14 protein-coding genes are annotated in these 13,616 nt (G+C 72.7%); 11 read left to right on the top strand and 3 right to left on the bottom strand.

Annotated elements, in window-relative coordinates:
* Window positions 1–131: 131 nt before the first annotated feature.
* Both ispH and dusA read left to right on the top strand, forming a co-directional pair.
* On the top strand, window positions 132–1,169 hold the full coding sequence (gene ispH, locus H3C53_04375) for a 4-hydroxy-3-methylbut-2-enyl diphosphate reductase (GenBank protein ID MBW7915911.1): 1,038 nt from the start codon (window positions 132–134) through the stop codon (window positions 1,167–1,169).
* Between the two features lie 44 nt (window positions 1,170–1,213).
* Complete coding sequence (gene dusA, locus H3C53_04370) at window positions 1,214–2,272, top strand: tRNA dihydrouridine(20/20a) synthase DusA (GenBank protein ID MBW7915910.1); 1,059 nt, start codon at window positions 1,214–1,216, stop codon at window positions 2,270–2,272.
* Here the strand turns inward: dusA and H3C53_04365 are convergent.
* Entirely contained in the window at window positions 2,238–3,422 is a 1,185-nt protein-coding gene (locus tag H3C53_04365; protein ID MBW7915909.1) for an acyl-CoA dehydrogenase family protein, read from the bottom strand. The genes dusA and H3C53_04365 overlap by 35 nt on opposite strands.
* A 68-nt stretch (window positions 3,423–3,490) precedes the next feature.
* Between H3C53_04365 and aroH the strand changes: the two genes are divergently transcribed.
* Entirely contained in the window at window positions 3,491–3,874 is a 384-nt protein-coding gene (gene aroH, locus H3C53_04360) for a chorismate mutase (GenBank protein ID MBW7915908.1), read from the top strand.
* A gap of 18 nt (window positions 3,875–3,892) precedes the next feature.
* Here aroH and H3C53_04355 read toward each other — a convergent pair whose 3' ends face one another.
* On the bottom strand, window positions 3,893–4,900 hold the full coding sequence (locus H3C53_04355) for a winged helix-turn-helix transcriptional regulator (GenBank protein MBW7915907.1): 1,008 nt from the start codon (window positions 4,898–4,900) through the stop codon (window positions 3,893–3,895).
* A gap of 56 nt (window positions 4,901–4,956) precedes the next feature.
* Window positions 4,957–5,229, bottom strand: a complete 273-nt coding sequence (locus tag H3C53_04350; protein MBW7915906.1) for a hypothetical protein — start codon at window positions 5,227–5,229, stop codon at window positions 4,957–4,959.
* Window positions 5,230–5,256: 27 nt separating this feature from the next.
* Here H3C53_04350 and H3C53_04345 point away from each other — a divergent pair, with 27 nt between their 5' ends.
* The 8 genes from H3C53_04345 to fusA all read left to right on the top strand — a co-directional run bounded on the left by H3C53_04345 (window position 5,257) and on the right by fusA (window position 13,525).
* The gene (locus H3C53_04345) at window positions 5,257–6,567 is read left to right on the top strand and encodes a DUF4147 domain-containing protein (protein MBW7915905.1); all 1,311 of its coding nucleotides are present in this window, start codon (window positions 5,257–5,259) and stop codon (window positions 6,565–6,567) included.
* Between the two features lie 59 nt (window positions 6,568–6,626).
* Complete coding sequence (locus H3C53_04340) at window positions 6,627–7,499, top strand: aminoglycoside phosphotransferase family protein (GenBank protein ID MBW7915904.1); 873 nt, start codon at window positions 6,627–6,629, stop codon at window positions 7,497–7,499.
* Between the two features lie 25 nt (window positions 7,500–7,524).
* Window positions 7,525–8,601, top strand: coding sequence for a threonylcarbamoyl-AMP synthase (locus H3C53_04335; GenBank protein MBW7915903.1), 1,077 nt, complete (start codon window positions 7,525–7,527; stop codon window positions 8,599–8,601).
* A gap of 53 nt (window positions 8,602–8,654) precedes the next feature.
* On the top strand, window positions 8,655–9,137 hold the full coding sequence (gene purE / locus H3C53_04330) for a 5-(carboxyamino)imidazole ribonucleotide mutase (protein ID MBW7915902.1): 483 nt from the start codon (window positions 8,655–8,657) through the stop codon (window positions 9,135–9,137).
* A 7-nt stretch (window positions 9,138–9,144) separates the two neighbouring features.
* Window positions 9,145–10,326: a 5-(carboxyamino)imidazole ribonucleotide synthase gene (locus tag H3C53_04325; protein MBW7915901.1), complete on the top strand. Its 1,182-nt coding sequence runs from the start codon at window positions 9,145–9,147 to the stop codon at window positions 10,324–10,326.
* Between the two features lie 189 nt (window positions 10,327–10,515).
* Complete coding sequence (locus tag H3C53_04320) at window positions 10,516–10,914, top strand: 30S ribosomal protein S12 (protein MBW7915900.1); 399 nt, start codon at window positions 10,516–10,518, stop codon at window positions 10,912–10,914.
* 3 nt (window positions 10,915–10,917) lie between these two features.
* A complete protein-coding gene (rpsG, locus tag H3C53_04315) occupies window positions 10,918–11,388 on the top strand; it encodes a 30S ribosomal protein S7 (protein MBW7915899.1) in 471 nt (156 codons plus the stop codon).
* Window positions 11,389–11,455: 67 nt separating this feature from the next.
* On the top strand, window positions 11,456–13,525 hold the full coding sequence (gene fusA / locus H3C53_04310) for an elongation factor G (protein ID MBW7915898.1): 2,070 nt from the start codon (window positions 11,456–11,458) through the stop codon (window positions 13,523–13,525).
* Window positions 13,526–13,616: the final 91 nt, after the last annotated feature.

The raw sequence follows: 13,616 nt of genomic DNA, 5'->3' as shown, positions 1-13,616 counted from the left end.
CGCAGCGCGCGTCCGCAGCGCGCGTCCGCGCCGCCCACGCGTGGCCGGCGCCGGGGTCAGCGCCGGCGGCCCCGCTCGACGACGGTTCGGGAGCGACCGGGCGCGGCGGCGAGCCCCGGTAGAATGCCGCCGTGAACATCGCACGTCTCTACCTCGCCAAGCCGCGCGGCTTCTGCGCCGGCGTGGTCATGGCGATCGACGCCGTCAAGGAGGCCGCTTCCGAGGCGCGCGCGGCCGGAGAGGGCGACGTCGCTGTCTACCACGACATCGTCCACAACCGCACCGTCGTGGAGCGCCTCGAGGACGACCACGGCGTGACGTTCGTCGAGCGCCTCGACGACCTGGAGGGGGCGCGGCGCGCCGCGGCCGACGCCGGCAGGACGATCGGTTCGACCGTCGTGTTCAGCGCGCACGGGGTCAGCCCCGTGGTGCGCATGCGCGCCGCGCAGCTGGGCCTGACCACCATCGACGCCACCTGCCCGCTCGTCACCAAGGTGCATAACGAGGCCAAGAAGTACGCCGCTCAGGGCTATCACATCCTCCTCGTCGGCGACTCGACGAAGCATCAGGAGGTCATCGGCACGCTCGGCGAGGCGCCGGACCAGACGACGGTGGTGGCCGTGCTCGGCAACCGCAAGGCCGATCCGGGCCTCGCGGACCCGCGCACGGTGGAGGTGGCGGACCCCGACAAGGTCGTCGTCCTCACGCAGACGACCCTCTCGGTCGACGACACCATGCGCACGGTCGAGCTCCTCAAGCGGCGCTTCCCGCGCCTGGTCGTGCCGCCGTCCGACGACCTATGCTTCGCGACGAAGAACCGCCAGGACGCCGTGCGGGCGATAGCCTCCCGGGCCGACGTGTTCCTCGTCGTCACCAGCGCCGCCAGCTCGAACGGCATGCGTCTGTTGGAACTCGCCGAGGAGCTGACGGGCAGAGCGCACAGGATCGAGTCGGCGGCCGACATAAGGCCCCAGTGGTTCGCGGGCGCGACGTCCGTCGGCGTCAGCTCGGCGGCCTCCACGCCGGACGACCTGGTGCAGGAGGTGGTGGAATACTTCCGGCGCGCGAACGCCGACCTCGAGGTGGTGGAGGAGGGCGAGTGGGAGAAGATCGTCTTCCGGAAGCCGCGCAAGGTGGCTCCGCCGGCCGACGCCCGGGGCGGCGCCTGAACGCGTCGCGGCGCGCGGCGCGCCGGCCGTTGTCGGTGGCGCCCATGCTCGACCTCACGGACCGCCACTTCCGCTACCTGCTGCGCCAGGTCACGCGGGACACGCTCCTCTATAGCGAGATGATCACGGCGGCCGCCGTGCTGCACGGCGACAGCGAGCGGCTCCTCGGCCACCACGAGGCGGAGCGCCCGTTGGCGCTCCAACTGGCGGGCGATGACCCCGACCTGTTGGCACGCGCGGCGGTCATGGGCGAGGCGCGCGGTTACGCCGAGGTGAACCTGAACGTCGGCTGCCCTTCCGACAGGGTGAGCCGCGGCAACTTCGGCGCCTGCCTCATGAAGGACCCGCCGCGCGTGGCGGCCGCCGTCGCCGCCATGCGTGCCGCCGTCACGGTGCCGGTGACCGTCAAGCACCGCCTGGGCGTCGACGACATGGACTCTTTCGAGGAGCTGCTCGCCTTCGTCGACGCGGTGGCCGCGGCGGGCGCGGACGCCTTCACGGTGCACGCCCGCAAGGCGTGGCTCTCCGGCCTGAGCCCGAAGGAGAACCGGACGGTGCCGCCGCTGCGTCACGACGCCGTGCACCGCCTCAAGGCGGCGAGGCCCGAGCTCGTCGTCGAACTGAACGGCGGCGTCGCCGACCTCGAGGAGGTGGCGGAGCAGCTCGACCGCGTCGATGGGGTGATGCTTGGGCGCGCCGTGTACGACGATCCGTTCGTGCTGGTCGGGGCCGACGAGCTCATCGGCGCGTGGCGCGGCGGCCCGGCCGGCCCGAGCGGCGTCGCGCGGGCGCCCGCCGCTCCCGCGCCGGGCAGTGGCGTGGCGTCGATGCTGGCGACGACGCGGCGCGAGGTGGTCGCGGCGATGCTCCCCTACACGGCCGACCGGTTGGCGGCAGGCGCGCCCTTGGCCGCCGTGACCCGCCACATGCTCAGCCTTTTCAGGGGCCTGCCGGGCGGCAGGGCCTGGCGGCGCGTTCTCACGGAGCGGTCGCACCTGCCCGGCGCCGGGGTGGAGGTGCTCGAGGCGGCGCTGGCGGCGCTGCCGCCTGGCGTGGCCGAGCTGCCGCTCAGGCCTGCCCGCGCAGGTACTCCCGCGCGATGATGAGGTGCTGGATCTCGTCCGTGCCCTCTCCTATGCGGGTCAGGCGCGCGTCGCGCCAGTACCTTTCGACCTCGAAGTCGCGCAGGTAGCCGTAGCCGCCCAGGATCTGGATGGCGGCGTCACAGGCGGCGACGCCCGCCACGCTCCCCTTCAGCTTGGCCATGGCGGCGGCCATGGTGTGGTCGCGGCCCGCGTCGCGGAGCGCGGCGGCCTTCAGGACCAGCAGGCGCGCGGCCTCGAGCTCGGTGGCCATCTCGGCGAGCTTGAAGGCGACGGCCTGGTGCTTGGCGAGGGCGCGACCGAACTGGTGCCGCTCGCCGGCGTAGGAGGCGGCGCGCTCCAGCGCGGCGCGCCCCAGGCCGATGCCCATGGCGCCGATGCCGATGCGGCCACCCGACAGCACGCGCGCCACGTCCTCGAACGCGCCCCCTTCCTCGCCCAGCAGCGCCCCCGCGGGCACGCGCGCCCCCTCGAACGTGAGGGGGGTGGTGTCCGAGCTGTGCAGGCCGAGCTTCTTCTCCGGCCGGCCGCGCACGAGGCCCGGGGTGGCGCCGTCCATCACGAACGCGCTGATGCCGCTCGAGCGGCTGCCGCCTTGCGCCGGCGCGGCCGTGCGCGCCATCACGACGTAGGTGCCGGCCACCGTCCCCTGCGTGATGAACTGCTTGCTGCCGGTCAGCGCGAAGCCGTCGGCCACGCGCTCGGCGCGCGTGGCGAGGGCGGCCGCGTCCGAACCGGCGCCCGGCTCGGTCAACGCCCACGCCCCCAGCCTCTCCGCAGTGGCCAGCGGGGGCAGCCACTCGCGCTTCTGCGCGTCCGTGCCGGCCGTCAACAGGTGACCGACGCAGAGCGAGTTGTGAGAAGCGACGGTGAGGGCGAGGGAGCCGTCGACGGCCGCGATCTCCTCCACGATCAGGGCGGCCGTGGCCGTGCCGAGGCCGGCGCCGCCGTACCGCTCGGGGACCTGCAGCCCGAACACGCCCAGTCGGCCGAGGCTCTTCACGATGTCGTGCGGGAACCGACCCGCCTCGTCGCGGGCGACGGCGCCGGGGGCGACCTCGGCGGTCAGGAAATCGCGCAATGGACCCAGGATGGCCCGTTGATCGTCGGTGAGGTCGAACCAGGCCGGCGCCGCAGGTTGTCGGGGCATGCCCAACGGTATGCCGGGCGCGCCGTCAGGCTGCCGTCACGCCGGGGCAGCCTGGTACACTCCCCGCCATGGCTCTCGAGAACTGGGTGCGAGGCATCCGCGGCGCCACCACCGTAACGGCCGACGAGCCCGAGCTCATCCTGGCCGCCACGCGCGAGCTGGTCAGCGAGATGCTCGCTCAGAACGGCATCACCGACTTCGGCGTCATCTCCTCGGCCTTCTTCACCACCACCCCCGACCTCACCTCGACCTTCCCGGCGGAGGGCGCCCGCGAGCTCGGCATGACGACCGTGCCGCTCCTCTGCTTCCAGGAGATCCCCGTGCCGGACAGGCTGCCGCGCTGCGTGCGCGTCATGATCCTCGTGCACACGAGCATGGCGCAGGGCGAGGTCAGGCACGTCTACCTGCGCGAGGCCAAGAGCCTCAGGCCCGACCTCGCCAGCGCCCAGTGACGCTCGCCGCGGCGCCGCTCACTGCTGCGGGATGAGCAGCTGCTCCAACTCCGCGATGATGGCCCGCGTGGCCTCGCGGTCAAGCCGGTAGTAGGAACGGTTGCCGCGCCTGACGACGTGGACCAGCCCGAGGTCGCGCAACAGGCGCAGGTGGCCGCTGGCGGTGGGCTGGCTGACGTTGAGCTGCCGCGCCAGGTCGCCGACCGTGAGCGGGAAGCGGGCGAGGCGCGCCACCTGGAACATGAGCAGTAGCCGCGTTGGGTCGGAGAACGCCTTCAGGCGGTTGGCGAGGTCCGCCACGTCCTCCTTCTGCTCCTCGTAGAGGTCCTCGGAGCGCACGCCGTAGCCCAGGCAGAGCCGGCCGCGCAGCACGAACTTGAAGCCGCCGCGCGCGGCGAAGTAGAGGGGCACCACCAGCGTCGGTCCGCGGCCCCGGTGGTGGCGGATGTCGGCGGCGCTGTCCTCGAGGTTCACGAAGTGATGGGCCGGGAGGTAGCTAGCCACGTCGTCGGAGGCGCCGAGCTCGTCCAGGAACCGCCGGCTGGCGGTCGCGACGAGCTGCCTGCCGCTCTCCTCCCAGAGCGGCGCGAGCTGCGCCCACAGCTCGGCTAGGTTGGCGGCCACGGCCTGGGCGCGGACCGGGTCCAGCGCCTCGAAAGCGCGCCGCAACCTGTCGCGCGGCCCCCCGTTCGGGTCGTCGTCGTCACGCCGCTCGGTGTGGTCGAACACGGCGTCGAACTCCGCCACGAGCCTGGCTGGCAGGGCCGGCAGGTCCGCGAGGAACCGTTCCGGCCCCGGGTCGGCGTCGTAGCCGAAGGCGCAGGCGAGCAGCAGCGCCTCGTAGCCCACGGAGGCGCCGCCCTGCTCCTTGGCGGTCGCGAGCCAACCGGGCGGTCGCTCGAGCAGCTGGCGGTGCCACGGCAGCGGCCGACGCTGCCGCACCGGCTTGAGCAGGTGGTAGTAGGCGTAGCAGAGCTCGAGGACGGGGGCGGGCCTCACCTCCGGGTGCGGCGCGGGCGCGGTCATCGCGGAGCGGCTGGCGCCGACCCCCGGCGCGGCCGGGCCGCCCTCGTCGACGCCGCTCACTCCCAGTCGCGGACGCTCAGGAGCTCGCCGCCGTCGACGGTGGCGAGCGTCACCTTGTGGCTCCGCGTGGTGGTCACCTCGAGGGTGGCGTTGTCGAGGGTCTTGGGCCCCACCAGGGACTTACGCACGAAGTACGCGTTCCCCTGGAGGCTCATCTCGCTGGTCTTGGACAGGCGCACCTTGATGACCTCGCCGTTCCGGGCGGTGCGCACCTGACAGTGGAGCGCGTTGGGGTCCTCGCGGAAGCGCGGGTCCTGGCGCCTGAACATCCCGAGCATGAGGCTATTGTAGCCACCATGAGCATGGGTCAAGACGCACTACTGCGCGGCGCTCTCGCCGCGGCCCTCGCGGCGGCCGACCCGTACGCCGCGACCGCCGCCCAACTGCCCGCCCCGCCGAGGGGCCGCGTGGTCGTGGTGGGCGCCGGCAAGGCCGCCGTGCCCATGGCGCGGGCGGCCGCCGCCAGCTACGGCGGCACGGGGGGGTTCGGCGGCGCCGTCGTCACGCGTCGCGGCCAGGCGGAGGTCGTGGCGGGCATCGAGGTGCTGGAGGCGGCACACCCGGTCCCCGACGCCGCCGGGGTGGCGGCCACGCGCCGCGTGCTCGAGCTGGTCGACGGGGCCGGACCCGACGACCTGGTGCTCTGCCTGATCTCGGGTGGCGGGTCGGCGCTGCTGTGCGCGCCAAGCGGCGTCGATCTCGTCGACAAGGCCGCCGTCACGGCGGAGCTCCTTGCCGCCGGCGTGGACATCCACGCGCTGAACGTGGTCCGCAAGCACCTCTCCGGCGTGAAGGGGGGCTGGTTGGCGGCGCGGTCGCGGGCGCCGGTCGTCACGCTCGCCGTGTCGGACGTCGTCGGAGACGACCCCGGCATCATCGCCTCCGGCCCGACCGTCGCCGACCCGAGCACCTTCGGCGAGGCGCTCGCCATAGTGGACGAGCACGCTCCCCAAGCGGCGGCCGCGCGGCGGGCGCTCGCGGCCGGCGTGGCCGGGGAGCGCCCCGAGACGCCCAAGCCGGGCGACCCGCGCCTGGCGCACGCGACCTACGAGCTCGTCGCCTACGGCGCCGCGGCCGTGCGCGCCGCCGCGCGCCACCTCGAGGAGGCTGGTGTGACCGTCCTGCTCGAGGAGGCCACCGTCACGGGCGACTCGACCGAGGTCGCCCTGCGCCAGGCCCGCGAGGTCCGGGCGCGGCTGGCTGGGGCCAGGCCTAGTGGCCCCGTCGCGTTCGTGTACGGCGGGGAGACCACGGTCGCCCGCGGCGGGGCACAGCTCGTGTACGGCGACGAGCGGCCGGGCGCGGCGGCCCCGACGTCGGGCGGACCCAACGGAGAGTGGGCGCTGGCGTTCGCGGCAGCCATGGCCGGCGGGCCACCCATGTGGCTCCTCGCCGTCGACACCGACGGCATCGACGGCGCCTCCAACGCTGCCGGTGCGCTACTCGCACCAGCTCAGGCGAGCCGCCTCGACCAGGTGCAGGTGGCCGACTACCTGAGGCGCCACGACTCGCACACGCTGCTCGGCCGAGTCGGCGGCCTGGTCACCACCGGCCCCACGGGCACGAACGTGAACGCGCTGCGGATCGCGCTGTTCGCGCCGCTCTGACGGTGCGGTCGGCGGCCGGTCGGTCCGGGACCTCGGGAGGTGCCGCCGACGTGGTGGAGATGAACACCGGGCTGGTCAAGATGTTGATCGCCGAACAGTTCCCGGGCTGGGCCGAGCTCGAGGTCGTGCCGGTCCTCCCCGGGGGCACGGACAACCACACCTTCCGTCTGGGCCCCGATCTGTCCGTCCGGTTGCCCAGCGCCGCTGCATACGCCCCGCAGGTCGCGAGGGAGCTTCGGTGGCTCCCCGTGCTTGCTTCCGAGCTGCCGCTCCCGGTGCCCACGCCTGTCGCGCGGGGTGCCCCCGGAGCCGGCTACCCGTGGCCGTGGTCCGTGCGAGGTTGGCTGAACGGCGAGACGGCGATGACGGCACACATCAGCGACGCGACCTCGTTCGCCATCTCGCTCGCGCGCTTCTTGGTCGCCCTGCAGCGGATCGATGCCACGGACGGCCCCACTCCCGGAACGGCGAACTTCCACCGCGGCGGCGACCTCGCTGCCTACGACGCCGAGGCGAGGGCCGCGCTTGTCGCGTTGGCCGGCAGGATAGACCTGGCGACGGCCCAGGCCGTCTGGTCCCGCGCGCGCAGCTCCGCTTGGGGTCGCCGGCCGGTCTGGGTGCACGGCGACGTCGCAGCGGGGAACCTGCTGACGGAGGGGGGTCGGCTGAGCGCGGTGCTCGACTTCGGGCTCATCGCCGTGGGCGACCCCGCGTGCGACCTCGTGGCGGCCTGGACGATCTTCTCAGGCGCGAGCCGGCGCGCCTTCAGGCAAGAGCTTGCCTTGGACGACGACACCTGGCGGCGTGCCCGGGGCTGGGCCTTATGGAAGGCGGCCATCACGGCCTCGCGCCCGGCGGTGGAGCGGGGCGCCCTGGACGAGTCTCTCCGGGTGATAGCCGACGTGGTTGCCGAGCACGCAGCTGACGCCTGACGCCCGCCGTGCCGAACCGGCGGTTATGCTCACGCGAGTGGAGATCCTAGGGCCCACCGCCGCGAACATCGCCAGGGCCGCCGAGCGCCTCGCGACCGGCCGGCTCGTGGCCATGCCCACCGAGACCGTCTACGGCCTCGCTGCCGACGCGCGAGACGAGCGCGCGGTGGCGCGCGTGTTCGAGCTGAAGCGGCGGCCGCGCGACCACCCCCTCATCGTTCACCTGGCGTCCGTGGACGAGGTGCCCGACTGGGCGGACCACCCGCCCGCGGCCCTGGCCCGCCTCGGCGAGGTGTTCTGGCCGGGCCCGCTCACCGTCGTGCTCGGGCGCGCCGCCTGGGTGCCCGGCGCCGTCACGGGTGGTCAGGCGACGGTCGCGCTGAGGGTGCCCAGTCACCCGGTAGCGCGGCAGCTGCTCGAGGCGTTCGGGGGGGCGTTGGCCGCGCCGAGCGCCAACCGCTTCGGGCGCGTCAGCCCCACGACCGCGCAGCACGTGGCTGCCGAGTTCCCGGACGCCGACCTGCTCGTGCTGGACGGCGGGCCGAGCATCGTCGGGTTGGAATCGACGATCCTCGACCTGAGCGGCGCCGCGCCGCGTCTGCTGAGGCCCGGCGGGGTGAACTTGGAAGAGGTCGAGGCGGTGTTGGGTGTGCGCGTGCTCCCGGCGGGAGCCGAGCCGGCCGCCCCACGCGCGCCGGGGGGCTTGCCCAGCCATTACGCTCCGTCGGCCCCGGTCAGGCTCGTGGGGTCTGCGGAGCTGGGCACGGACGCGGCCTTGTTGGGGGGTAACGGCCCGGAGGCACCAGTGCGGGTGGCTGTGCTCGCGCTGCGACCGCCGCCGCCCGGGTTCGGTGGCGTCTGGGAGCAGCTCCCGGCCGATGCCCGCGGCTACGGCGCCGAGCTCTACGCGGCGCTGCGGCGGCTCGACGCCGAGCGGCCGCGCGAGATCCTCGTCGAACGCGTGCCCGACCTCCCGGCCTGGCTGGCGGTGCGCGACCGCCTGCAGCGAGCCAGCGCGCGGGAGCCGGCCGCGTCGGTGGTCGACGCCACAGGCCCGGTCCTGGCGGGCGGCTCGAGGCGTGCGCGTGAGGACGTCGGGTGACGCGGGCCGTGCCCACCGACGTCACGCCCTCGGCGCCCCTCGTGGCCGTCGTCATGGGGTCGACGAGCGACTGGGAGACCATGCGCCACGCCTCCGAGACGCTCGAGAGGCTTGGGGTGGCCCACGTCTGCCAGGTGGTGTCGGCCCACCGGACCCCGGACAGGCTCGCCGCGTTCGCCAAGGGTGCCGCCGGGCGGGGGCTGCAGGTGATCGTCGCCGGCGCGGGCGGCGCCGCCCACCTGCCGGGCATGATCGCCGCCAACACGGAGCTGCCCGTCTTCGGAGTGCCCGTGCAGGGTGGGGCGCTCCGCGGCCTCGACTCGCTCCTCTCCATCGTTCAGATGCCGCGCGGCGTGCCGGTGGGCACGCTGGCGATCGGTCCCGCCGGGGCGGTCAACGCCGCCCTGCTCGCCGTCGCCGTGCTGGCGCTCACGCGGCCGGAGCTGCGGGGGCGGCTTGAGGCGCTGAGGGCGGAGCAGACGGCGAGCGCCGCAGCGAGCTCGTTGCCGAGCCCGCACTTCGCCCCCGAGGTCTGAGGCGAAAGTGGAGAGGGCGTTCCGGCCCGGGGCCACGATCGGGGTGCTCGGCGGCGGGCAGCTCGGCCGCATGCTCGGCCTGGCGGCCCGACGCGCCGGCTACCGGTTCCACGTGCTCACCGACGCGGCGCACTCGCCGGCGGCGCAGGTCGCCGACGACGTTGTCGTGGCCGACTACGCGGACGAGGGCGCCGTCGCGGCGTTCGCCGCACGCGTCGACGTGGTCACGCTCGAGTTCGAGAACGTGGCCGTCGGCGCGTTGGAGGCTGCGGCGCGGCTCGCCCCGGTCAGGCCGGGCGCCCTGGCCCTGAGCACCTGCCAGGACCGCAGGCGGGAGAAGGAGTTCCTCCGCGCCAACGGCTTCCCCCACGCCGCCTTCACCACCTTGGCGGGCCCGGCGGAGCTGGCGGACCTCGGCGAGCCGGACTACCCGCTCATCGCCAAGACGGCGGGCTACGGCTACGACGGGAAGGGCCAGGTGGCGCTCGCCGGGCCCGCCGACCTCCCGGGGCTGCTCCGGCTGCTCGGGGCGGGGCCGGTCGTGGTCGAGGCGCGGGTGGAGCTCGCCGCCGAGCTCTCGGTGGTGGGAGCGCGGGCGCTCGACGGCCAGGTGGTGCTGTTCGACCCGTTCGTCAACCGGCACGTGAACGGCGTGCTCGACGTCACCCTGTTCGGGGGCCCCTCGGGTGGCACGCCGGCGCGGGACCTGCCGTGGGAGCGACTGCGGCGCGAGGCGGCGGAGGCGACCGAAGAGGTGATGCGCCTGCTCGACTTCGTGGGGGTCGCCTGCGTCGAGTTCTTCGTGACGACCGGGGGCGACTTGCTGGTCAACGAGATCGCCCCGCGGCCGCACAACTCGGGGCACCTGACCATCGAGGCGTGCGTGACCAGCCAGTTCGAGCAGCAGTGGCGCGCCGTGTGCGGCATGCCGCTCGGCGACCCCACCGCGTTCAGCCCGGCGGCCATGGCGAACCTGCTAGGGGACGCCTGGGCTCGCGGCGAGCCGCGCTGGGACCGCGCCCTGGCCGAACCGGCCGTCGCGCTTCACCTCTACGGCAAGCGCGAGGCGCGCGCCGGCCGCAAGATGGGGCACCTCACGGCGCTCGCTGCCACCGCCCCGGAGGCGGAGCGCAGGGTCGTGACCGCGCGCGCGGCCCTCGTGGCCCCGGGCGCTCAAGACGCGCCGTAACGCCGCTTGCCAACGGGCTGCTCGGGGGCATATACTGCCTAGGTTTGTCCGCCCTCGGCCCGCAGCGGTGGGTCCAGGGCCAGTTTGTCGTGTGCTGCCGCGAAGGCCGCGAACGACGTCAGGCTAACCGAGTTCGAGGCCTTCTAGCCGCGCCCGGAAGGGTGCGAGACCCACACGAGGGAGTGATCAATGCCGACCGTGAACCAGCTGCTCCGCAAGGGGCGCAGGAAGATCGAGAAGAAGAGCAAGACCCCGGCACTCAAGGGGTCGCCGCAACGCCGTGGCGTGTGCACCGCCGTCAAGACCCAGACGCCCAAGAAGCCCAACTCGGCGCTCCGTAAGATCGCCAGGGTGCGCCTCTCCGGCGGCCAGGAGGTCACGGCCTACATCCCCGGCGAGAAGCACAACCTGCAGGAGCACTCCGTCGTCCTCATCCGCGGCGGCCGAGTCAAGGACCTGCCGGGCGTCCGTTACCACATCGTGCGCGGCACACTCGACGCCCAGGGCGTCGGCGTCGGCCGGTACGTGCAGCGCAACAAGAGCCGCAGCAAGTACGGCACCAAGAAGCCGAAGGCGGGGAAGAAGTAAGCCATGGGACGCAGAAGACGCGCAGAGATCCGCCCGCTCCAGCCCGACCTGATCTACTCCGACACCACTGTCACCGCCCTGGTCAACAAGCTGATGCGCGACGGCAAGAAGAACACGGCCAGCCGCATCTTCTACGGCGCGTGCCGCCTCATCCAGGAGCGCACCGGCCAGGAGCCCCTCAAGGTCTTCCGCCAGGCGCTCGACAACATCCGGCCCCGCATCGAGGTGCGTAGCCGCCGCGTCGGCGGCTCCACCTACCAGGTGCCGGTCGAGGTCGCGCCGCGCCGCTCGCAGTCGCTGAGCCTGCGCTGGCTCGTGGCCGCCTGCGACGCCCGCCCGGAACGCACCGCCGTCGAACGGGTCGCCGGCGAACTCCTCGACGCCGCCGCCGGTCGCGGTGGCGCCGTCAAGAAGAAGGAGGACGTCGAGCGGATGGCCGAGGCGAACCGCGCCTACGCCCACTACCGCTGGTGAACCTGGCGCGCCGGACCGGCCGCAGGGCGGCCGCCGGCATGTGCGGAGCTACTAAGACAGAGCAGATATGACCACTACGATCACGGACCTTCACAAGACGCGCAACATCGGCATCGCTGCTCACATCGACGCCGGCAAGACGACGCTCACGGAACGCATCCTCTTCTTCACCGGCCGCATCCACAAGGTGGGCGAGACCCACGAGGGTGCCGCCCAGATGGACTGGATGGCGCAGGAACGCGAGCGCGGCATCACCATCACCTCCGCCGTCACGCAGGCGTTCTGGCACGACACCCGCATCAACGTCATCGACACGCCGGGCCACGTCGACTTCACGATGGAGGTCGAGCGCAGCATGCGCGTGCTCGACGGCGCCGTCGCCGTCTTCGACGCCAGCCAGGGCGTGGAGCCGCAGAGCGAGACCGTGTGGCGCCAGGCCGACAAGTACCACGTGCCGCGCATCGCCTTCGCCAACAAGATGGACAAGACGGGCGCCTCCTTCGACCTGGTGCTCTCGTCCATGCAGGACCGGCTGGGCGCCGTGGCGGTGCCGCTGCAGTGGCCCATCGGCGCGGAAGACACCTTCGAGGGCATGCTCGACCTGATCGAGATGAAGGCCGTCTACTACCACGACGACCTCGGCCAGAAGATCGAGATAGAGGAGATCCCGGCCGAGCTCGCGGCTCTCGCGCGCGAGAAGCGCGAGCTCATGGTCGAACGCGTCGCCGAGTTCAACGACGACGTCGCCATGCTCTACCTCGAGGGCGAGGACGTCCCCAACGACCTCCTCCGCGCCGCCATCCGTAAGGGCACCATCGCGCTCGACTTCTTCCCCGTGTGCTGCGGCTCGGCCCTCAAGAACAAGGGCGTGCAGCGCCTGCTCGACGCGGTCGCCGCGTACCTGCCGTCGCCGCTCGACATCCCGCCCGTGCCGGGCGTGAACCCAGACAGCGGCGAACCCGACTCGCGCCCCGCCGACATCGACGCCCCGACCGCGGCGCTCGCCTTCAAGATCGCCACCGACCCGTACGTGGGCCGCTTGGTGTTCGTGCGCGTCTACTCGGGCTCGCTCAAGTCGGGCAGCTACATCTACAACGTCAGCAAGGGCCGGCGCGAGCGCATCGGCCGCCTGCTCAAGATGCACGCCAACTCGCGCGAGGAGGTCGAGTCGATCGACGCCGGCTCGCTGGGGGCCGTGGTGGGCCTCAAGGACACCGGCACCGGCGACAGCCTCGCCGACGTGGATCACCCCATCATCCTCGAGTCGATCGAGGTGCCCGAGCCGGTCATCACGGTGGCCATCGAGCCCGCCTCCAAGGCGGACCAGGACAAGCTCTCCAACGGCCTCATCAAGCTGACGGAGGAGGACCCCACCTTCCGCGTCGAGACCGACCCCGAGACGGGCCAGACCAAGATCTCGGGCATGGGCGAGCTGCACCTCGAGATCATCGTGGACCGCCTCAAGCGCGAGTTCCACGTGAACGCCAACGTGGGCGCGCCCCAGGTCGCCTACCGCGAGACCATCTCCAAGCCGGTCGACGTGGAAGGCAAGTTCGTGCGCCAGTCGGGCGGCCGGGGTCAGTACGGTCACGTCAAGATCAAGGCCGAACCCCTCCCGCGCGGCTCCGGCAACGTGTTCGAGAACATCGTCGTGGGCGGCACCGTGCCCAAGGACTTCATCCCCGCCGTGCAGAAGGGCGTGGAGGAGGCCATGCAGTCGGGCCCGCTCCTCGGCTTCCCCATCGTCGACATGAAGGTCGCGCTGTACGACGGCTCCTACCACGAGGTCGACTCGTCCGAGATGTCGTTCAAGATCGCCGCCTCGATGGCGGTGCGCGAGGCGATGAGCAAGGGCGGGGCCCAGGTGCTCGAGCCGATCATGCGCGTGGAGGCCACCACGCCCGACCAGTACATGGGCGACGTCATCGGCAGCCTGAACTCGCGCCGCGGTCAGATCCAGGGCATGGTCCCCCGCGGCAACGCGCAGGTGGTAAGCGCGAACGTGCCCCTAGCCGAGATGTTCGGCTACGCCACCGACCTCCGCAGCCTCACTCAGGGCCGCGCGACGTTCTCCATGTTCTTCGACCACTACGAGGCGGTGCCTCGTGGCGTGCAAGAAGAGCTTCTCAAGAAGTGATTCGTCAGGATACTAGTACTTTCTAAGGAGCATTGATCATGGCTAAGGGTGTTTTTGAGCGTACGAAGCCGCATGTGAATATTGGGACGAT

The organism is Trueperaceae bacterium (assembly GCA_019454765.1).
Taxonomy (GTDB): domain Bacteria; phylum Deinococcota; class Deinococci; order Deinococcales; family Trueperaceae; genus JAAYYF01.
The sequence above is the reverse complement of the archived record's forward strand: the minus strand, read 5'-3'. Positions and strand labels throughout refer to the sequence as shown.

What these genes read in the sequence shown, in the direction of transcription:
- purE (MBW7915902.1), top strand. Translation starts at nt 8,655, where the DNA reads ATGGGGTCGACGAGCGACTGGGAGACCATGCGCCACGCCTCCGAGACG.
- H3C53_04350 (MBW7915906.1), bottom strand. Translation starts at nt 5,229, where the DNA reads ATGTTCAGGCGCCAGGACCCGCGCTTCCGCGAGGACCCCAACGCGCTC.
- rpsG (MBW7915899.1), top strand. Translation starts at nt 10,918, where the DNA reads ATGGGACGCAGAAGACGCGCAGAGATCCGCCCGCTCCAGCCCGACCTG.
- H3C53_04345 (MBW7915905.1), top strand. Translation starts at nt 5,257, where the DNA reads ATGAGCATGGGTCAAGACGCACTACTGCGCGGCGCTCTCGCCGCGGCC.
- aroH (MBW7915908.1), top strand. Translation starts at nt 3,491, where the DNA reads ATGGCTCTCGAGAACTGGGTGCGAGGCATCCGCGGCGCCACCACCGTA.
- dusA (MBW7915910.1), top strand. Translation starts at nt 1,214, where the DNA reads ATGCTCGACCTCACGGACCGCCACTTCCGCTACCTGCTGCGCCAGGTC.
- H3C53_04365 (MBW7915909.1), bottom strand. Translation starts at nt 3,422, where the DNA reads ATGCCCCGACAACCTGCGGCGCCGGCCTGGTTCGACCTCACCGACGAT.
- H3C53_04335 (MBW7915903.1), top strand. Translation starts at nt 7,525, where the DNA reads ATGCTCACGCGAGTGGAGATCCTAGGGCCCACCGCCGCGAACATCGCC.
- H3C53_04320 (MBW7915900.1), top strand. Translation starts at nt 10,516, where the DNA reads ATGCCGACCGTGAACCAGCTGCTCCGCAAGGGGCGCAGGAAGATCGAG.
- H3C53_04340 (MBW7915904.1), top strand. Translation starts at nt 6,627, where the DNA reads ATGAACACCGGGCTGGTCAAGATGTTGATCGCCGAACAGTTCCCGGGC.
- fusA (MBW7915898.1), top strand. Translation starts at nt 11,456, where the DNA reads ATGACCACTACGATCACGGACCTTCACAAGACGCGCAACATCGGCATC.
- H3C53_04355 (MBW7915907.1), bottom strand. Translation starts at nt 4,900, where the DNA reads ATGACCGCGCCCGCGCCGCACCCGGAGGTGAGGCCCGCCCCCGTCCTC.